This window comes from Streptomyces cyaneochromogenes (genome assembly GCF_003963535.1).
Classification (GTDB): Bacteria; Actinomycetota; Actinomycetes; order Streptomycetales; family Streptomycetaceae; genus Streptomyces; species Streptomyces shaanxiensis.
The window spans coordinates 8,622,261-8,641,041 of sequence record NZ_CP034539.1 but is presented as its reverse complement, the minus strand read 5'-3'; the positions used below and the strand labels follow the sequence as shown (position 1 = coordinate 8,641,041).

General features: G+C 71.8%; 14 protein-coding genes. 6 read left to right on the top strand and 8 right to left on the bottom strand.

The features are described 5' to 3' along the window. Positions 1 to 149: 149 nt before the first annotated feature. The 4 genes from EJ357_RS39095 to narI are packed head-to-tail and all read left to right on the top strand — an operon-like array spanning position 150 to position 6,680. On the top strand, positions 150 to 3,842 hold the full coding sequence (locus EJ357_RS39095; RefSeq protein WP_126396370.1) for a nitrate reductase subunit alpha: 3,693 nt from the start codon (positions 150 to 152) through the stop codon (positions 3,840 to 3,842). Further along, positions 3,842 to 5,464 (top strand): nitrate reductase subunit beta, encoded by a 1,623-nt coding sequence (gene narH / locus EJ357_RS39090; RefSeq protein ID WP_126396369.1) that lies wholly within the window; start codon positions 3,842 to 3,844, stop codon positions 5,462 to 5,464. The genes EJ357_RS39095 and narH overlap by 1 nt, the downstream gene beginning before the upstream one ends. After that, a complete protein-coding gene (narJ, locus tag EJ357_RS39085) occupies positions 5,464 to 5,958 on the top strand; it encodes a nitrate reductase molybdenum cofactor assembly chaperone (RefSeq protein ID WP_126396368.1) in 495 nt (164 codons plus the stop codon). The genes narH and narJ overlap by 1 nt, the downstream gene beginning before the upstream one ends. Then, positions 5,955 to 6,680 carry a respiratory nitrate reductase subunit gamma gene (gene narI / locus EJ357_RS39080; RefSeq protein ID WP_126396367.1) on the top strand — a complete coding sequence of 242 codons (726 nt, stop codon included), beginning with the start codon at positions 5,955 to 5,957 and terminating at the stop codon, positions 6,678 to 6,680. Before narJ ends, narI begins: the two co-directional genes overlap by 4 nt. Here narI and dnaK read toward each other — a convergent pair whose 3' ends face one another. The 6 genes from dnaK to EJ357_RS39050 all read right to left on the bottom strand — a co-directional run bounded on the left by dnaK (position 6,681) and on the right by EJ357_RS39050 (position 14,819). Continuing rightward, positions 6,681 to 8,549, bottom strand: coding sequence for a molecular chaperone DnaK (gene dnaK, locus EJ357_RS39075; protein ID WP_126396366.1), 1,869 nt, complete (start codon positions 8,547 to 8,549; stop codon positions 6,681 to 6,683). Between the two features lie 161 nt (positions 8,550 to 8,710). After that, complete coding sequence (locus EJ357_RS39070) at positions 8,711 to 9,139, bottom strand: OsmC family protein (RefSeq protein ID WP_126396365.1); 429 nt, start codon at positions 9,137 to 9,139, stop codon at positions 8,711 to 8,713. 64 nt (positions 9,140 to 9,203) lie between these two features. Next, complete coding sequence (locus EJ357_RS39065; RefSeq protein WP_126396364.1) at positions 9,204 to 11,009, bottom strand: vWA domain-containing protein; 1,806 nt, start codon at positions 11,007 to 11,009, stop codon at positions 9,204 to 9,206. Continuing rightward, on the bottom strand, positions 11,006 to 12,067 hold the full coding sequence (locus EJ357_RS39060) for an ATP-binding protein (RefSeq protein WP_126396363.1): 1,062 nt from the start codon (positions 12,065 to 12,067) through the stop codon (positions 11,006 to 11,008). The genes EJ357_RS39065 and EJ357_RS39060 overlap by 4 nt, the downstream gene beginning before the upstream one ends. A 110-nt stretch (positions 12,068 to 12,177) precedes the next feature. Further along, positions 12,178 to 14,277 (bottom strand): phage holin family protein, encoded by a 2,100-nt coding sequence (locus EJ357_RS39055; RefSeq protein ID WP_175647674.1) that lies wholly within the window; start codon positions 14,275 to 14,277, stop codon positions 12,178 to 12,180. Positions 14,278 to 14,411: 134 nt separating this feature from the next. Continuing rightward, positions 14,412 to 14,819 (bottom strand): hypothetical protein, encoded by a 408-nt coding sequence (locus tag EJ357_RS39050; RefSeq protein ID WP_126396361.1) that lies wholly within the window; start codon positions 14,817 to 14,819, stop codon positions 14,412 to 14,414. A gap of 84 nt (positions 14,820 to 14,903) precedes the next feature. Between EJ357_RS39050 and EJ357_RS39045 the strand changes: the two genes are divergently transcribed. Both EJ357_RS39045 and EJ357_RS39040 read left to right on the top strand, forming a co-directional pair. Then, the gene (locus EJ357_RS39045) at positions 14,904 to 15,677 is read left to right on the top strand and encodes an MBL fold metallo-hydrolase (protein ID WP_126396360.1); all 774 of its coding nucleotides are present in this window, start codon (positions 14,904 to 14,906) and stop codon (positions 15,675 to 15,677) included. Next, on the top strand, positions 15,674 to 16,294 hold the full coding sequence (locus tag EJ357_RS39040) for a DedA family protein (protein WP_126396359.1): 621 nt from the start codon (positions 15,674 to 15,676) through the stop codon (positions 16,292 to 16,294). The genes EJ357_RS39045 and EJ357_RS39040 overlap by 4 nt, the downstream gene beginning before the upstream one ends. 68 nt (positions 16,295 to 16,362) lie before the next feature. Here EJ357_RS39040 and EJ357_RS39035 read toward each other — a convergent pair whose 3' ends face one another. Further along, on the bottom strand, positions 16,363 to 17,505 hold the full coding sequence (locus tag EJ357_RS39035) for an MBL fold metallo-hydrolase (protein WP_126396358.1): 1,143 nt from the start codon (positions 17,503 to 17,505) through the stop codon (positions 16,363 to 16,365). Next, positions 17,502 to 18,749 carry an aminotransferase class I/II-fold pyridoxal phosphate-dependent enzyme gene (locus EJ357_RS39030; RefSeq protein WP_126396357.1) on the bottom strand — a complete coding sequence of 416 codons (1,248 nt, stop codon included), beginning with the start codon at positions 18,747 to 18,749 and terminating at the stop codon, positions 17,502 to 17,504. The genes EJ357_RS39035 and EJ357_RS39030 overlap by 4 nt, the downstream gene beginning before the upstream one ends. Between the last annotated feature and the right edge of the window lie 32 nt (positions 18,750 to 18,781).

The following is an 18,781-nucleotide window of genomic DNA, read 5'->3' as shown; positions in this document are numbered from 1 at the left end:
GAGCGAAGCCGGTTCGAGCGTGGGGGAGGAGCCACGTGGGCGGTTCGGCAACGCGGCTGGGGGTCCCCCCTCTGGGGGAGTGCGTGCCAGACGCCGCGGGGCAGGCGGGAATTTGCCAGACGGGCCCTAAGGCAAGCAAGGGAGCGCCTGTGACCGACACGCGGATACCGCCCGCCGCGCCCGCCGAACCGGGCGCGGCGCTGCTGAAGGCCGGGAGGTTCTTCCGGCCGGGCACGCCCGCGCCCGATCTGCACAGCGTCGCGCCGACCGGCGGGCGCGAGGCGGACGCCTTCCACCGGGACCGCTGGAGCCACGACAAGGTCGTGAACTCCACGCACGGCGTGAACTGCACCGGCTCGTGCCGCTGGAGGGTGTACGTCAGGGACGGCATCATCACCGGGGAGACCCGGCAGACCGACTACCCGAGCGTCGGCCCCGACCGCCCCGAGTACGAGCCCCGCGGCTGTCCCCGCGGCGCGGCCTTCTCCTGGTACACCTACTCCCCCACCCGGGTCCGCTACCCGTACGTCCGCGGGGTGCTCCTGGAGATGTACCGGGAGGCCAAACGGCATCTGGGGGATCCCGTCCTGGCCTGGGCGGACATCCAGAACGATCCCGAGCGCCGCCGCCGCTACCAGCGGGCCCGCGGCAAGGGCGGCCTGGTGCGGGCGAGTTGGGACGAGGCGGTCGAACTGGTCGCCGCCGCCCATGTGCACACCATCAAGACGTACGGGCCCGACCGCATCGCCGGCTTCTCCCCCATCCCCGCGATGTCGATGGTGTCGCACGCGGCGGGCGCCCGCTTCCACTCCCTCATCGGCGCCCCGATGCTCTCCTTCTACGACTGGTACGCCGACCTGCCCGTGGCCTCCCCGCAGGTCTTCGGCGACCAGACCGATGTGCCGGAGTCGGGCGACTGGTGGGACGCGGCGTATCTGATGATGTGGGGCTCGAACGTCCCGGTGACCCGCACCCCCGACGCGCACTGGATGGCGGAGGCCCGCTACCGGGGCCAGAAGGTCGTGGTCGTCGCCCCCGACCACGCCGAAAACGCCACGTTCGCCGACGAGTGGCTCCACCCGCACCCCGGCACGGACGGCGCGCTGGCCCTCGCCATGGGCCACGTCGTCCTGAAGGAGTTCTTCGTCGACCGCGAGACACCGTTCTTCGCGGACTACGTACGGCAGTTCACCGACCTGCCCTTCCTGGTCACCCTGGAGGAACGCGACGGCGCCTACGTCCCCGCGAAGTTCCTGCGCGCCTCGGATCTGGGGCAGGAGGGCGAGGGCGCCGAATGGAAGACGGTGGTGCTGGACGAGGTGTCGGGCCGCGCGGTCGCACCGAACGGCTCGCTCGGCTTTCGCTGGGCCGACTCGGGCAAGGGCCGGTGGAACCTGGACCTCGGCGAGATACGGCCGCGGTTGAGCCTGTACGGGAGCGAGGTCTCCGCCGGTGTCCCGGTGCTGCTGCCCCGCTTCGACACCGAGGGCGGGGCGCACGGGCAGGGGCACGGGGACGTCGTACGGCGAGGTGTCCCGGCGACGAAGCTCGGCGGGGCGCACGGCCCCCTGGTGACGACGGTCTTCGATCTGCTGCTCGCGCAGTACGGGGTGGCGCGGCCCGGGCTGCCGGGCCGCTGGCCCACGTCGTACGACGACGCCACCGCGCCCGGCACGCCCGCCTGGCAGGAGGCGCACACCTCCGTCCCGGCCGCCAAGTGCGTGCGGATCGCGCGGGAGTTCGCGCGGACCGCCGAACGGTCCAACGGCCGCTGCATGATCCTGATGGGCGCCGGCACCAACCACTGGTTCCACTCCGAGACGATCTACCGCGCCCTCCTCGCCCTGCTCCAGCTCACCGGGTGCCAGGGCCGCAACGGCGGCGGCTGGGCGCACTACGTGGGCCAGGAGAAGTGCCGTCCGGCGACCGGCTGGGCGACGCTCGCGGCCGCGTCGGACTGGTCGCGGCCACCGCGCCAGATGATCGGCACGGCGTACTGGTTCCTCAACACCGACCAGTGGCGCTACGACCGGTTCAGGGCCGACGTGCTCGCCTCGCCGCTCGGTGCGGGCCGGTTCCGGGGGATGACGGGCGCGGACTGTCTCGCGCTGTCGGCGCGGGCGGGGTGGATGCCGTCGTATCCGACCTTCGACCGCAACCCGCTGGAGCTGGGCGAGGTGTTCGGCGATCCCGTGGCACGGGCGGTGGCCGAACTGCGGGCGGGCACCCTGAAGTTCGCCTGCGAGGACCCGGACGCCCCGGAGAACTGGCCGCGCGTGCTGACGCTGTGGCGGGCCAACCTGCTGGGCTCGTCGGCGAAGGGCGCGGAGTACTTCACCCGGCATCTGCTGGGCACGCACTCCTCGCTCCGGGCCGAGGAGGCGCCCGAGGACGTACGGCCGCGCGAGGTGACCTGGCGCGAGGAGGCGCCCGAGGGCAAGCTCGACCTGCTGCTGTCGCTGGACTTCCGGCAGACGTCGTCCACGCTGCTGTCGGACGTGGTCCTGCCCGCCGCGACCTGGTACGAGAAGCACGACCTGTCCAGCACGGACATGCACCCCTACGTGCACTCCTTCACCCCGGCCGTGGACCCGCCGTGGCAGGCCCGCACCGACTTCGACACGTTCAGGGCGCTGGCCGAGCGGCTCAGCGAACTGGCCGTCGACCATCTCGGCGTACGCAAGGATCTGGTGGCGACGCCGCTCCAGCACGACACCCCGGGCGAGATCGCCCAGCCGGGCGGGGTCGTCCTGGACTGGAAGCGCGGGGAATGCGCTCCCGTGCCCGGCCGGACCATGCCGAACCTGACCGTGGTGGAGCGGGACTACACGGCGATCGGCGCCAAGTTCACCGCTCTCGGCCCGCTGGTGGAGCAACTCGGCCTGCCCGCCAAGGGCATCACGCTGAAGCCTGACGAGGAGGTCGAGGACCTTCGGCACCTGAACGGCGTCACGCCCGACGGCCGCCCCTGTCTCGACACGGCCGTGAAGGCGGCGAACACCATCCTCGCCCTGTCCGGCACGACCAACGGCCGTCTCGCCACCCAGGGCTTGCGCACACTGGGGGCCCGCACCGGGCAGGAGATGGCGCACCTCGCGGCCGAGCACGAGGGCAGGCGGGTCACGTACGCGGACACGCAGGCCGCCCCGGTGCCGGTCATCACCTCACCGGAGTGGTCGGGCAGCGAGGCGGGCGGCCGGCGCTACACCGCCTTCACCCTCAACACCGAGCACCTCAAGCCCTGGCACACCCTGACCGGCCGCCAGCACTTCTTCCTGGACCACGACTGGATCCACGAACTCGGCGAGGCGCTCCCCGTGTACCGGCCGCCGCTGGACATGAACAAGCTGTTCGGCGAACCGCGCCTCGGGCCGGACGGCCAGCGGGAGGTGACGGTGCGTCATCTCACCCCGCACAACAAGTGGTCCATCCACTCCGAGTACCAGGACGACCTGTTCATGCTGGCCCTCTCCCGGGGCGGACAGAACATCTGGATGTCCCCGCAGGACGCGGACGCGATCGGCGTCGTGGACAACGACTGGATCGAGGCGGTCAACCGCAACGGCGTGGTCGTCGCCCGGGCGGTCGTCTCGCACCGTATGCCGCCGGGCACCGTCTACATGCACCACGCGCAGGAGCGGACGGTCGCCGTCCCGAAGTCGGAGACCACCGGCAGGCGCGGCGGCATCCACAACTCGCTCACCCGGCTCATCCTCAAGCCGTCCCATCTCGTCGGCGGCTACGCCCAGCTGTCCTGGGCGTTCAACTACCTGGGCCCGACGGGCAACCAGCACGACGAGGTGACGGTGATCCGCCGCCGCAGCCAGGAGGTCGAGTACTGATGCGCCCGATGGCCCAGATAGCGATGGTGATGAACCTCGACAAGTGCATCGGCTGCCATACGTGTTCGGTCACCTGCAAACAGGCGTGGACCAGCCGGCGCGGCATGGAGTACGTCTGGTTCAACAACGTCGAGACCCGCCCCGGACAGGGCTATCCACGCCGCTACGAGGACCAGGAACGCTGGCGCGGCGGCTGGGAGCTGAACCGCCGGGGCGCGCTGAAGCTGAAGGCGGGCGGCCGGATCCGCAAGCTCGCCGGGATCTTCTCCAACCCCGAACTCCCGGAGACCAAGGACTACTACGAGCCCTGGACGTACGACTACAAGAACCTCACCGACGCCCCGCTGGGCGACGACTTCCCGGTGGCCCCGCCGATCTCGCAGCTCGACGGCAAGCCGATGAAGATCGAGTGGTCGGCGAACCGGGACGACAACCTCGCCGGTGCCCCCGTCCACGGCGACTTCGACCCGATGGTCGATCGGGCCCGCAAACAGGCCTCCGACAAGGTGCGGTTCGAGTTCGAGCAGAGCTTCATGTTCTATCTGCCGCGCATCTGCGAGCACTGCCTCAACCCGTCCTGCGTGGCCTCGTGCCCCTCGGGGGCGATGTACAAGCGGGCGGAGGACGGCATCGTCCTCGTCGACCAGGACCGGTGCCGGGGCTGGCAGATGTGCGTCACGGGATGCCCGTACAAGAAGGTGTACTTCAACCACAGCACCGGCAAGGCCGAGAAGTGCACGATGTGCTATCCGCGCGTCGAGATCGGCCGGCCGACGGTCTGCTCGGAGACGTGCGTGGGCCGGCTGCGCTACCTCGGGGTGATGCTGTACGACGCCGACAAGGTGACGGCGGCCGCCTCGGTCCGGGACGAACGGGCCCTGTACGAGGCGCAGTTGGACGTCTTCCTCGACCCCGATGACTCCCGGGTGCGGCAGGCGTGCGAGGAGGCGGGGATCCCGCACGACTGGCTGGAGGCGGCCCGCCGCTCCCCCGTGCACGCGCTGATCAGCAAGTACCGGGTGGCGCTCCCGCTGCACCCGGAGTACCGGACGATGCCGATGGTCTGGTACATCCCGCCGCTCTCCCCGGTGGTGGACGCGCTGTCGGAGACCGGGCACGACGGTGAGGACGCCGGGAACCTGTTCGGTGCGATCGACAGCCTGCGCATCCCGCTGGAGTACCTGGCCGAGCTGTTCACCGCCGGTGACATCGGCCCCGTGCGGTCCTCGCTGGACAGGCTCGCCGCGATGCGCTCGTACATGCGGGCGATCAACCTCGGGGAGGAACCGGACCCTTCGGTGCCGGCCGCCGTGGGCATGGGTGCCTACGAGATCGAGGAGATGTACCGGCTGCTGGCGATCGCCAAGTACGAGGACCGGTACGTGATTCCGACGGCCGCAGTCGGGGACGCCCGGCGCCTGGAGGAGTCGGCGCTCCCGCAGGGGTGCAGCCTCGACTACGCCGGCGGGCCCGGGATGGGCGGGGACGGCCCCGTCGGGCAGGACTCCGGCCGCAAGCTGCTGCCGCTGGTGCCGGTGGAGAACTTCCACGCCCTGCGCAGCCGGCAGACCGCGGACCACCCGACGCAACCGGTCGGCCCGTCCGACCCAGAGGAGGCCTGATGCCTTCCTTCGAGGTGCTCTACCAGGCGGCCGCGCTCTGTCTGACCTACCCCGACGACGACTTCCGCGCCCGCCTGCCACTCCTGCGCGAAGCGGCCCCGCAGCTGCGGGAGTTCACCGACCACGCGGCGCTCACGCCCCCGCAGGAGCTGGCCGCGCACTACGTCGAGGTCTTCGACTTCAAGAACCGCCACAGCCTGTACCTGAGCTGGTGGCAGGACGGGGACACCCGGCGGCGCGGCATGTCGCTGGTGCGCTTCAAGGACCTCTACCGCGCGCACGGCCTGGCGTTCACCGGCGAGGAGCTGCCCGACTTCCTGCCCGCGGTACTGGAGTTCGCGGCCCGCACCGGCAACACCGAACTGCTGCTGGAACACCGCGACGCCCTGGAGCAGCTGCGCTCCCGGCTCACCGACTTCGGGACACCGTACGCGTCCGTCCTGGACGCCGTATGCGCCACACTGCCGACCACACCCACGGGGGCACGCTCATGACCACGTTCCTCTGGGGCGTCCTGCCGTACATCACCTTCGCCCTGCTCGTCGCCGGCCTCTTCTGGCGCCACCGCCACGACCGGTTCGGCTGGACCACGCGCTCGTCGCAGGTGTACGAGTCGAAGCTGCTGAACATCGCCTCGCCCGCCTTCCACTACGGCATCCTGTTCGTGCTGGCCGGCCATGTCGTCGGGCTGTTCGTCCCCGAGTCGTGGACGGAGACCGTAGGCGTCAGCGAGCACACCTACCACCTGTTCTCCCTCTACGGCGGCACCGCGGCCGGCCTGCTCGCGCTCGCCGGGATCGTGCTGCTGGTCTACCGCCGGCGGCTCTCCAACGCGCCCGTGTTCCGGGCGACGACCGCCAACGACAAGGCCATGTACGTCGTCCTGCTCGCGGCGATCGTGATGGGCATGGCAGCCAAGCTGTCCCACGCCGGCGGCGACGGCTACGACTACCGCCAGTCCATCGCTCCCTGGGCCCGCAGCCTGTTCACCCTGCAGCCGGACATCGACCTCATGGCGGGCGTGCCGGTGCTGTACGAGGTGCACGCGGTGATCGGCATGGCGCTGATCGCACTGGTGCCGTACACCCGGCTGGTACACATGTTCAGCGCGCCGGTGCAGTATCTGTTCCGGCCGTACGTGGTCTACCGGAGCCGCGACCCCGAGCAGCTGGGGCCGCGGCCGGAGAAGCGGGGCTGGGAGAAGGCCGGCTCCTAGCTAGGCCGCCCCGCCCTTCTGGTCCCGCTGGTCCTTCTCGTCGTCCACGATCTCCGCGTCCACCACGCCCTCTTCCTCGGGCTCGCTCGCCGTCGGCTCGTCGGCCGACCCTGCCGCGGAGGCGGAGGCGTACATCGCCTGCCCCATCTTCTGGCTGACGGTGGCCAGCTTCTCGACGCCGGTGCGCAGGGCGTTCGTCTCGGCGTTCTGCTTCAGTTGCTCCTTGAGGTCCGTGATCGCCGACTCGACCTCCGACCTGGTGTCCGCGGGGACCTTGTCCTCGTTGTCGCGGAGGAACTTCTCGGTCTGGTAGACGAGCTGTTCGGCCTGGTTGCGCGTCTCCGCCGCCTCGCGGCGCTTGTGGTCCTCCTCGGCGTACTGCTCGGCGTCCCGCATCATGCGGTCGATGTCGTCCTTGGGCAGGGCCGAGCCGCCGGTGACCGTCATCTTCTGTTCGCGGCCGGTGGCCAGGTCCTTCGCGGAGACGTGCATGATCCCGTTCGCGTCGATGTCGAACGCGACCTCGATCTGCGGCACCCCGCGCGGTGCGGGCGGCAGCCCGGTGAGGTCGAAGACGCCGAGCTTCTTGTTGTACGCGGCGATCTCGCGTTCGCCCTGGTAGACCTGGATGCCGACGGAGGGCTGGTTGTCGGTGGCCGTCGTGAAGATCTCCGAACGCCGGGTGGGGATGGTCGTGTTGCGTTCGATGAGCTTCGTCATGATGCCGCCCTTGGTCTCGATGCCGAGGGACAGCGGGGTGACGTCGAGCAGCAGGACGTCCTTGACGTCGCCGCGGATGACACCGGCCTGGAGGGTCGCGCCGACGGCCACGACCTCGTCGGGGTTGACGCCCTTGTGCGGGTCCTTGCCGGTGAGTTCCTTCACGAGGTCGGTGACGGCGGGCATACGGGTGGAGCCGCCGACCAGGATGACGTGGTCGACCGCGGCGAGCTTGATGTTGGCGTCCTTGACGGCCTGGTGGAAGGGGGTCTTGCAGCGGTCGAGGAGGTCGGCGGTGAGTTCCTGGAACTGGGCGCGGGTCAGTTTCTCGTCGAGGTGGAGGGGGCCCTCGGCGGAGGCGGTGATGTAGGGCAGGTTGATCGTCGTCTCGGAGGAGCTGGACAGCTCGATCTTGGCCTTCTCGGCGCCCTCGCGCAGCCGCTGCAGGGCCATCTTGTCGTTGCCGAGGTCGATGCCGTACTGCCCCTTGAACTTCTTCACGAGGTACTCGACGACCCGCTGGTCCCAGTCGTCGCCACCGAGATGCGTGTCGCCGTTGGTGGCCTTGACCTCGATGACGCCGTCACCGATCTCCAGCAGCGAGACGTCGAAGGTGCCGCCGCCGAGGTCGAAGACCAGCACCGTCTGCTCCTCGCCCCGGTCAAGGCCGTAGGCGAGGGCGGCGGCCGTGGGCTCGTTGATGATCCTCAGGACCTTCAGGCCCGCGATCTCCCCGGCCTCCTTGGTGGCCTGCCGCTGGGCATCGTCGAAATACGCGGGAACGGTGATCACCGCGTCGGTGACATCCTCGCCGAGATAGGACTCGGCGTCCCGCTTCAGCTTCTGCAGCACGCGGGAGGACAGCTCCTGCGCCCGGTAGCGGGTGCCGTCGATGTCACCCTGATCAGGGAAGCGCCAGTTCCCGTCGCCCATGTGCCGCTTCACGGAGCGGGCGGTGCGCTCGACGTTCGTCACCGCCTGCCGCTTGGCCACCTCACCCACGAGGACCTCGCCGTTCTTGGCGAAGGCGACGACCGACGGTGTGGTCCTGGCCCCCTCCGCATTGGCGACGACCGTGGGTTCGCCGCCCTCCAGGACGGCCACCACCGAGTTCGTGGTCCCGAGATCGATCCCGACCGCGCGTGCCATCGCTGTCCCCTTCCGCCAGGGCGCCCCTTGAACTCCAGCACAAAACTTGAGCGGGTTCTTGTCAATGGGACGGGTGACCTAGGAGGCGAGGACCAAACGGTGGCTGAGCGCCCGCTCAGCCACCGAGGCCCCGCGCCCCGAAAAGGGGCGCGGGGAACTGCTCAGGCGAGCTTGGCCGACAGCGTGATCGTCGTGCCCGTCAGCGCCTGGCTGACCGGGCAGTTCTTCTTGGCATCCTCCGCCGCGGCGACGAACGCCTCGTCGTCGATCCCCGGCACCGTGCCCTCAACGGTGAGGTGAATCCCCGTGATCCCCTCCCCCGGCTGGAAGCTCACGTCGGCCGACGTGACGAGCTTGGTGGGAGGCGTGCCCGCGCCGTTCAGGGCGTGCGACAGCGCCATGGAGAAGCAGCTGGAGTGCGCGGCGGCGATCAGCTCCTCGGGGCTGGTCTTGCCGTTGGCGTCCTGAGAGCGCGAGGCCCACGTGACCGGCTGCGCCGCGATGGCACCAGAAGAGTCGAAGTTGACGACACCGTTGCCCTCGAGCAGGTTGCCTTCCCAGACGGTGTGTGCGGAGCGCGTGGTAGCCACGATTCTTCCTTTCGCGTGGGGGCCCGTTTCCTGGGTCCGTGCCCCCATCCGATCACACTCCGGCTCACTGCACCCGGAAGACCGGCCCACGCGCGGTGAACGGCAGGCGACGACCCTGGGGAATCAGGTACGCGTGCTCGCGCCGCACCCGAAGTACGTCGCACCAGCCGTCCGTGATGACCAGGACGGGCGCGCCCGGCGGGAAGTCGTCCGCACGCTGCAGGAGGTCGATCCCGGGCTGCAGGACCGTCCCGCCCCGGCCGTGCACCCGCACCCGCCCGGCGATGTCCGTCACCGGCACATACCCGGCGTCGTGCGGCGCCGCGTCGCAGAACACCACCCGGGCCGCCGGTACGTCGCGTGCCGCGGCGTAGGAGGCGATGGCGCCGAGCGCCTTGCCGAGGAGCACGCGGTCCATGGAGCCGGAGGTGTCCAGGACGACACCGAAGGTGCAGCGGGCGATCTCCTCGGGCGGGAAGTAGCGGCCCGCGCGCGGGATGTCGGGGGTGGACGCCTGACGGCGCGCGGGACGGGCGTACGTCCGCACCGGCTCCGGGCGTGGCACGAACTCGTCGAACCAGCGGGCGAGTCGGGCGTCCCACGCCAGCGGCGGATGGCTGAGCGCGCGGATCTCCTGGACCAGGCCGCCGGGCAGGAAGCCGCGCTCCTGCTGCTGGTGCAGGTCCAGGCCCTGGCACAGGCCCCGGCGGTAGAACTCGTCGAGGTCGACGTAGTCGCCGGGCGGGCCGAGCGGGGCGCCGAGCACATCGCCTACGCCCTTGCCGCGCAGGGTGGCCAGCCGGCGCATCCGGCGCAGGTCGCCGGCGATCCGGTCGTACACCTCCTCGGCGGACAGGCCGCTGAACTGCGCGTCGTACAGCAGCCCTTGGGGCATCTCGCCGACCTGCATCTCGCGCAGCCAGCCGTTGATGACGTAGTCGCAGGCGACGTTGAACAGGTACGGGTCGCGGGTGCCGCAGCGGTCGCCGTGGCGCAGGGCGGCGTGCAGCATTTCGTGGGCGAGGATGAACCGCCATTCCTCGGACTCGAAGGTCCGCAGCGGGTTGATGTAGATCTCGCCGGCCTCGGCGTTGACGGCGGCGACGGCGATGCCGTGCGCGTGGGCGAGTTCGGCGTCGGCGACCAGCTTGATGCCGGCCGCGATGCCGCCGAGCAGCGGGTAGGAGGTGATGAACCACTCCAGTGCCCACTGCCAGGGCCGCTTCTTGACCGGCTCGCCGTCCATGGAGTCGCGGCGGCCGCCCGCCATGTCCATCGCGGTGGAGACGGTGCGGGTCAGGGCGGTGGCGAAGGCGAGTTGGTGGTCCGGGGGCGAGCCGAGCCAGCCCCGCCACTCCACGAGCAGCAGGTCGGGGTCCGGGCCCGCCGTGCCGCAGCGCTCGTAGGCGGCCGGGATGCCGTCGCGCCGCCAGCGCGCGGCGAGCTGCTCCTCGTCGCCGTCCGGGTAGGTCAGCGGGAGGTGGTCCGGTGCCTTCCCGACCGGGAAGGAGAGCAGGAAGCGGTTGACGACGACGCAGCGGGCGGCGAGGTCGGCGCGGTCGGGCTGCACGGGCACACCCTTCCGCGACGGGACATGGCCGAAGCCGAGGTGCAGGACGGCGTGGGCGATGGCCCAGGCCCAGGTGGCGGGTTCCGCAAGGCGGTCGGGGTGGACGTGCAGGTCGCCGTCGGAGTCGACGCGGACGAGGCCGTCGCGGGGCGCCTGTTCGCACTTCTCCTGGCGGCAGACGACGAACTCGACGGCGGCGAGCGCCGGGTTGGCGCGCACCAGCCGCATCCCCTCGGCGAACGCCTCCGCCGCCAGGTCCCGCTTCTTCTTCCCCTTCCCCTTGTCATGGGTGCGGCTCATCGCCGCGCCTCCACCAGCCGCGGCATGTCCCGCGCCGCCTCCACCAGGAACCAGGACGGCAGCACCGGGTTGCCGTCGGCGTCGGAGGCGATGACGCTCTGGGCGACCTCGACGGAGATCTCCGCGAGCTGCACCAGCAGCGACTTCGCGCGGTACGCGGTCTGCCGGCCGCTCGCCGACATGTGCTCCTTGCTGACGGGCAGTTCCTTGATCAGGCGGCCGCGGAAGGACTCGGCGAGGTAGTAGAGCAGGTCACGGTCCTCCATGCGGTGCGGCCAGCGGGCGTCGCCCTTGATGATGGCCTCGATGCCGTACTGGCTTCGCACGATCTTGACGTAGCCGCAGAACGCCGTGGCGTGCACGGGCGTCAGCGTGCCGTGCGCCAGGACCCTCAGGGTCTCCTCGTCGAGGTCGCGGCCGAAGGAGTGCAGCGCGTCGGAGAGCATGTGCCAGGAGCGGGGCGTGGAGAACGGCTCCTCGGTCTTCGGCGGCTTGGACCACAGGTGGTCGGGGCGGTCGGTGAGGTGGTCCAGGATCCACGGGTGGATGCCGTTGTTCGCGGCCCAGGTCAGCCAGTCCTTGGCGGAGGCCTCCAGGTGGACGTGGGTGAGGCGGTTGACGAGGGCGGAGGCGATGGGGCGGGCGAGGGCGTTGTCGGTGGCGCGGTTGCCGGCGCCGATGACGATCGAGCCCTTGGGCAGCTCGTAGTTGCCGATGCGGCGGTCCAGGATCAGCGAGTAGAACGCCTTCTGCACATCCGGGGTGGCCGCGTTCAGCTCGTCCAGGAAAAGGCAGTACGGCTCGTCGCGGGCGATCGCCTCCGGCGGGCAGAACACCGAGCGCCCGTCCCGGATCTGCGGCACGCCGATCAGGTCCTCCGGCGCGAGTTGCGTACCGAGCAGGCTCACGCACTCCAGCCCCAGGGACGCGGCGAAGTCCCTGACGAGGGAGGACTTTCCGATGCCGGGGGCGCCCCAGATGAAGACCGGCCGCACGGTGGCGAGGCCGAGCAGGAGTTCGGGGATTCGGGCGGGCGTGACGGTGACGGCTGCCTGCAAAGCAGGGGCTCCCCTCATTGCGCCTAAACCGGCGCCGCTCTCGCGGATGTGGTTGCTCGCCGTCGAGGTTCTCAATTGATGGTTGCGGACGTCATGCGATTTATTCGCGATCAGGCCGCCCGCTGGTCCTGAGGCGGCGTCAGTGGCACCTGGGGGCCGTTGGTCTCGTGCAGCCAGCGGCGCAGCACTCGGTGGACGTGCTCGGCGCCGACGAGGTCCTCCCCGTCGTCGACCGGCGCGGTGAAGGCCAGCGGCGACAGCAGGAACGGCCTGCCCTGCGCCCCGCCGAGTCCGCCGTGCGAGCCGATCTGCTCCTCGAAGGCGAGCACCTCGCCGTCGGCGGGGTCGTACATGGAGTTGACCATGATGTCGGCGGTGTTCGGGAACGAGTGCGTACGGCGCACGGCGTCGGCGGCACCCGGCCCGAAGGCCTCCAACGGCCCGGGATCGCCGTCCAGTCGATCCAGCGGGATCTCCGCGCCGTACGCGCCGAGCACGACCCCGCCGTGCTCCTCGCTGCGGACGAGCAGGAAGCCGATGCCGGGGTGATTGGCGAGCGTGGTGAGCAGCGCCGGGTGGCGGGCGTCGATCTCCTCCCTGGTCATCCGGTGCGGCACGTCCGGGAAGGAGACCAGGCCGAGGTTGCCGGAGGCCAGCACGATCGGCTCGGAGCGGCGGCGCGAGGGGCGGTGCTGCTCGCCGCCCTCCTCGACGGGCCGGCGCAGCGCCGCGCGTACCGCCGCGCGGGCCTCGGCGCCGCTGTGGGTGCGCTGCGCCCTGCGCGGCACGGGCAGTCCGCAGCCGGCCCGCACCAGGTCGCCGAGGCCCAGGCCGTAGCGCGAGCGGAAGGTCTCGCCGGGGCTCTGTCCGTGGTCCGACAGCACGACGACGCGGTACGGCCGCGGGGCGTGCTCGGCGGCCTTCTCGATCAACGCGAGCGCGCGGTCCAGGCGTTCGAGGACCTTCTCGGCGTCGCGGCTCGCGGGCCCGGAGTGGTGGGCCACTTCGTCGTACGCCACGAGATCGGCGTAGACGGCTGTGCGGCCGGCGAACATGTCGCCCATCACCGCGGCGACGACGACGTCCCGTTCGACGACGGTCGCGAAGGCGCGGACGAAGGGGTAGAGGCCGCCGCGGGAGACCCTCGGCCGGACCTTGCGGACCCGGGCCCGGGTCGACTGGCCGATCTCGCGGCCGACCTCGGCGATGAAGGACAGGGCGGTGCGTACGGCGTTGGCCGGGTCGGAGAAGTAGGCGAAGTAGCCGGCCCGGGAGCGGTTCTCCCGGCCGCGCCGTCTGGTCGCGATGGACAGCACGAGGGCCTGTTCGTCGGCGCCGCCGCTGAAGAGGTTGCCGCGGCTGGCTCCGTCGGCGCTGAGCAGCCCGCCGTCGCCGGTGCGGTCGACGGCGCGGCGCTGGAGTTCGGCGGCACTGGTCGGGCGGTTGCAGACCATCACCTCGCGTCCGGCCTTCTCGTACCAGCGGAACGCGGGGACGTCGTGGTTGCTGCCGTGCAGGATGCCGAGCTGGCTGGCGCCGGTCTGGCTGGACCAGTCGGTGCGCCAGGGGGTGAGCCGGTGGGTGGGCCGGGCTGCGGCCTCGGCTGTGGCGTCGATGTCGCCGTCGCCGAGCCAGCGGGCGATGGTGGGCATCAGATCCTTGCCGACAGCGTCGAGGAGGACGTCGTGGCCGACGCCGTCGAGCTGCAGGAAGACGGTGCCGGGGCTTGCCGGGCCGGGGGGCAGGGCGCCGCGGCGGCGGTCGGCGAGACGGTACAGGCGGCGCCGGTACGCGTCGTCGTCCCGTACGGCCAGGGCGGCGCCGGTGGCGGAGGCGACCGCGGACATCACGGCGGCGACGATGACGGCGGTCTCGGGGGCGGCCTCGCTGTCGCCGGAGGGGACCAGGCGCAGCGCGATGATCAGCAGCGAGCCGTTGAGGAAGAACACCAGCAGGCCGAGCACGAGGGCGGGCACGAGGAGCAGGAGCCGTACGAGCAGAGGCCAGAAGATCGCCGAGAGCAGACCGAACGCACCGGCGCCCAGGGCCGCGGTGACGGCGATCCGGGTGGCGCTGTCGCCGTCCGCCGACTGCAGCTGGAAGTCGGGCAGGATCCCGGCGAGCACGAGCATGGTGACGGTGGAGACGGCCCACACGGCAACGCTCCGCCCGACCTGACTGGCAACCCGCCGCCAACGCCTACCACGCACGCCCAGCCCACCTCACGTCCCGACCCGCGTCGAGGCACAGGCCCCTACGCCCCCAGCCTGGCACACGCCTGCGACAACGCATGGTGCACGACCCCGGTTCCCGGGGGTCCGCGGTCCACCGTCGGCCGTGATCCTCAGCGGCCGTCGTATCCGGCCGTCGGCATCGACAGCCTGCGGTGCACCCGGGCCTTCATCTGGGCGTCGTACAACGGTTCCGCGCGCCCCACCGTCTCCACCCGCACCCCGCGCCGGGCGCACTCCGCGGTGAACTCCTCGACGGACGACAAGGCGCTCTCCAGCACCCTCCGGCTGGGCGCCACGAACAGGTCGAGGCCGGGCCGGACGCCTTCCCACAGCACGCTGTGGTCGGCCCGCAGCCGTCGTACGAGGAGCTCGCGCGCGACGACGTACCCGTGCTCGGCGGCCCAGTGCGCGCACATCGCGTGCTGGCTGCGGGAGTCCACCAGGAAGGGGTCGGCGTCCAGCTCTTCGAGCGGCGTCAGACTGGCGATCGCCGTGACGCGCACTACGGATGACCCCATGGCGTCCCCCTCACCTCCGGGTTTCGCCGCCGACCCTACTCCAGCCCGTACGCTTCGGGGAGTCGCGCGAAGGAGGCAAAGAAGGTGCCGGTGGAGGTCACCTGGTGGGGTCACGCCACCTGCACGGTCGAGGATTCGAACGTGCGCGTGCTCACCGATCCCTTGTTCGCGCGCCGGCTCGCACACCTGCGCCGCCGCCGGGGCGACCTGCCACCGCCCGACGCCTGGCGCGCGGACGTCGCCGTGGTCTCCCACCTGCACGCCGACCACCTGCACGTCCCGTCCCTGGCCAGGCTGGCGCAGGGCACCCACCTGCTCGTGCCCGCGGGTGCGTCCCGCGCGGTGCCGGGGCTGCGCCGCCTCACGCAGCTGCGGGTGACCGAGATGGCGCCCGGGGACGTCACATCGGTGGGCAGGGTGACCGTACGGGCGGTTCCCGCGCGGCACGACGGGCGGCGACTGCCCGTCGGCCCGCACCGTTCCCCCGCGCTCGGCTACGTCATCGAGGGCGAGGGGCGCACGTACTTCGCCGGGGACACCGGCCTGTTCGAGTCGATGGCGAAGGAGGTCGGTCCGGTCGACGTGACCCTGCTGCCGGTGGGCGGCTGGGGGCCGTATCTCGGGGAAGGCCATCTGGACGCCGGGCGGGCGGCCGAGGCACTGGCGCGGCTCGTCCCGCGCAGTGCCGTGCCCGTGCACTACGGCACGTACTGGCCGATCGGCATGGACGCCGTACGCCCCCATGAATTCCACGCGCCCGGCGACGAGTTCGCGCGGCTCGCGGCCGAGCGCGCGCCCGGCGTGTCGGTGCACCGGCTCGCGCACGGGGAGAGCGTGCGCCTGGAAGTGACCCGGTGACGGTGCTGGCCACCACCGCGACGGTGGTGCCGACCGAGTCGACGCAGCAGGCGATCGGCTATCCGACACTGTTCCTGCTGGTGCTGATCGGAGCGCTGGTGCCCGTCGTGCCGACGGGGGCGCTGGTGAGTTCGGCGGCGGTGGTGGCGTTTCACCAGACGGCCCCGTTCTCGCTGGCCCTGGTGTTCGTGACGGCGTCGACGGCCGCGTTCCTGGGCGACGCGACGCTGTACTGGCTGGGCCGGCGCGGCATGGGATCGAAGAACGGCTCGCGCTGGCTGGAGGCGATCCGCTCGCGCGCGCCGGAGGAGCGGCTCACTCAGGCCCAGGAGAAGCTCGCCGAGCACGGTGTGGCCGTGCTGGTGCTGTCGCGGCTGGTGCCGGCGGGGCGGCTGCCGGTGATGCTGGCGTGTCTGCTGGCGAAGTGGCCGATGCGGCGGTTCGCGCGCGGCAACTTTCCGGCGTGCCTTGCGTGGGCGGTGACGTATCAGTTGATCGGGATCCTGGGGGGCTCGCTGTTCCCGGAGCCTTGGCAAGGCGTGGTGGCGGCGGTCGTACTGACCGTGGTGATCAGTGCGGTGCCGAGTGTTTGGAGGCGGGTTCGATCTGCCAGGTGATGTTCGTTGCGGGGTGCGGGTTGTACGTGGTTGCTCGCGCAGTTCCCGCGCCCCTGAGGTTGCGACCCTTACCCGGCGTTGTCGAGCACCCGTGAGCCACCAACCGGCAGGTCCCACAAGTCCTCCCGGTCCCGCCCCGCCTTCTCCCACGCCGCACGCACCCGCGTGAGCGGTTCCAGGACCGGTTCCGCCGACAGGACGAACGTCGCCCAGTGCATCGGTGCCATCCGCCGCGCGCCGAGGTCCTGGGCGGCCCGCACCGCCTCCTCCGGGTCGCAGTGGACGTCGCTGAGCCACCAGCGGGGGTCGTAGGCGCCGATGGGGAGCAGGGCGAGGTCGATGCCGGGGTAGCGCTCGCCGATGCGGGTGAACCAGTGGCCGTAGCCGGTGTCGCCGGCGAAGTACACGCGCTGTCCGTCGGGGGCGGTGAGCACCCAGCCGCCCCACAGGCTGCGGCAGGTGTCGACGAGGGTGCGCTTGGACCAGTGGTGGGCGGGCACGAAGTCGAAGCGGACGCCGGACAGTTCGGCCGCCTCCCACCAGTCCAGCTCGGTGACCCGGGTGAACCGGCGGCGACGGAACCAGGAGGCGAGGCCGGCCGGCGCGAACACGGGGGTGTCGCGCGGGAGCCGGCGCAGCGTGGGTGCGTCCAGGTGGTCGTAGTGGTTGTGGCTGATGACGACCGCGTCCACGCGGGGCAGGGCGCTCCAGGCGATGCCCACGGGGGTGATACGGGCCGGGGTGCCGAGGATGCGGCGCGACCAGACCGGGTCGGTCAGGACGGTCAGCCCGCCGATCCGGACGACCCAACTGGCGTGCCCCGCCCAGGAGACGGCGATCGTGCGCGCGTCGACACGGGGCAGCGGGCCCGGCTCGAAGGGCAGCCGCGGGATGTCGGCGAGTCCCTCGCGGCCGGGGCGTACGGCGCCCTCGCGGGCGAAGCGGGCGAGGGTCCTGATGCCGGGGAGCGGGGCGGTGAGGCGGTCGTGGAAGGTGCGCGGCCACGCGCGGAGTTCGCCCAGCGGGCGGGGTGCGGCGAGCGGCGGGTACGGGGGCGCGAAGGCCGATGGGTCCGCAGGAGCGTCGGCGTCCTGCGCGGTGGTGCTCGGGTCGGTCGTACGTGTGGCGGTTGTCCGCGTGGTGGCTGGATGTGTGGTGGTCGTACGCGTGGTGGTCGTACGCGTGGTGGTCGACTCGGACTGCTGCGTCATCGAGGAGGCTCCCATCGCTGAGCGTCGTCACGGAGATCGTCGAAGACCGACTTCAAGTGGATCAACGCGCGCTGCACGTGTGGCAGTTCCAACGGCGCGGACGAGGTGACGCATTCCGCGCGTTCCTCTTCGGTGCCCGCGAGCAGCGGTCCGGTGGACAGCCGCACACGCAGGGCCTGGAGGTCGTCGCCGAAGCGGTGCCCGCCCGGTGCCGGCATGCCGAGCCGGGCGGCGAGGAAGTCCTCCAGGTCCTGCGCGTCCCCCACACCGTGCGAGGACAGCCCGGCGCGCAGGGGGGCGAGATCGACGTACAGGTGCCGCCCGGCCTGCGGGGGCCGCGCGAGAGCCCCGGCCCCCACGGCCGCGGCGTGCGCGGCGGCGGCCACGCGCGCGTGCAGGCGTACGGCGGCGGTGACCCGCGCGGTGACCGGCTCGGGTTCCGTGAGCGCGTACCCGGCCGCGAGGGCGACAGGGCCGGCGACGCGGGCGCCGAGCGCGGTGAGCACGTCCAGCACGCGCGCGTGGAGGCCGTCACCGTCCTCGCCCGCGGGGAACCGGGCGACCGCGGCCGGCCAGCCCGGCGGGAGGTGGGCACCGGCCAGGTCCGTGACGACGGTGACCTGCTCGGGCAGCATCTCGGCGGGGCTGAGCAGCACGGTGTCGTGCGGGGCGTGCACGGTGTCGCGCCAGGTCTCGTCGCTGACCAGGTGCAGCCCCTCCCCGGTGGCCGCCTCCAGGGTTTCGTGCAGGGTCTCGGGCGGGGCCACCGTGGCCGTGGGGTCGTCCGCGACGGACAGCACGAGCAGCCGCGGGTCACCGCCTTCGGCACGAACCCGGCGGACGGTCTCCAGCAGGGCGTACGGGTCCGGGACCCCGCCGCACTCGGCCGGTGTCGCCACATGGAAGACGGGTCTGCCCAACAGGCGTGCGTACGGCGCCCACCAGGCGGCACAGGGCCTCGGCACCAGCACGTCGCCGCCGATCGCGAAGGTCAGCGCGAGCAGCAGGGCGGGGGCGCCGGGACCCGCCACGGCCCGCTCGGGCTCGGTCGGCAGGCCACGCCGCGCCCAGTAGCCGCACGCGGCCTCCAGGAGTGCGGGGCCGCCCCCGACCGGTTCGCTCTCGGACCGCCCCGCGGCCGCGGCGAGCACGGCGGCCGACTCGGGCAGCACGGGCAGCCCGTCGTCCGGGAGCGGCGGCCCGTAACGGACGGGGCCGTGGCCTTCGGGGTCCGTCCGGCGCATCGGTGCCTCCGCGCTGTGCCTGGTGCCTGGGT

Bases quoted from the DNA above. Each gene is read 5' to 3' on its own strand.
- EJ357_RS39050 (WP_126396361.1), bottom strand. From the start codon at position 14,819: ATGGGGTCATCCGTAGTGCGCGTCACGGCGATCGCCAGTCTGACGCCG.
- narJ (WP_126396368.1), top strand. From the start codon at position 5,464: ATGCCTTCCTTCGAGGTGCTCTACCAGGCGGCCGCGCTCTGTCTGACC.
- EJ357_RS39030 (WP_126396357.1), bottom strand. From the start codon at position 18,749: ATGCGCCGGACGGACCCCGAAGGCCACGGCCCCGTCCGTTACGGGCCG.
- narI (WP_126396367.1), top strand. From the start codon at position 5,955: ATGACCACGTTCCTCTGGGGCGTCCTGCCGTACATCACCTTCGCCCTG.
- EJ357_RS39065 (WP_126396364.1), bottom strand. From the start codon at position 11,009: ATGAGCCGCACCCATGACAAGGGGAAGGGGAAGAAGAAGCGGGACCTG.
- dnaK (WP_126396366.1), bottom strand. From the start codon at position 8,549: ATGGCACGCGCGGTCGGGATCGATCTCGGGACCACGAACTCGGTGGTG.
- EJ357_RS39035 (WP_126396358.1), bottom strand. From the start codon at position 17,505: ATGACGCAGCAGTCCGAGTCGACCACCACGCGTACGACCACCACGCGT.
- narH (WP_126396369.1), top strand. From the start codon at position 3,842: ATGCGCCCGATGGCCCAGATAGCGATGGTGATGAACCTCGACAAGTGC.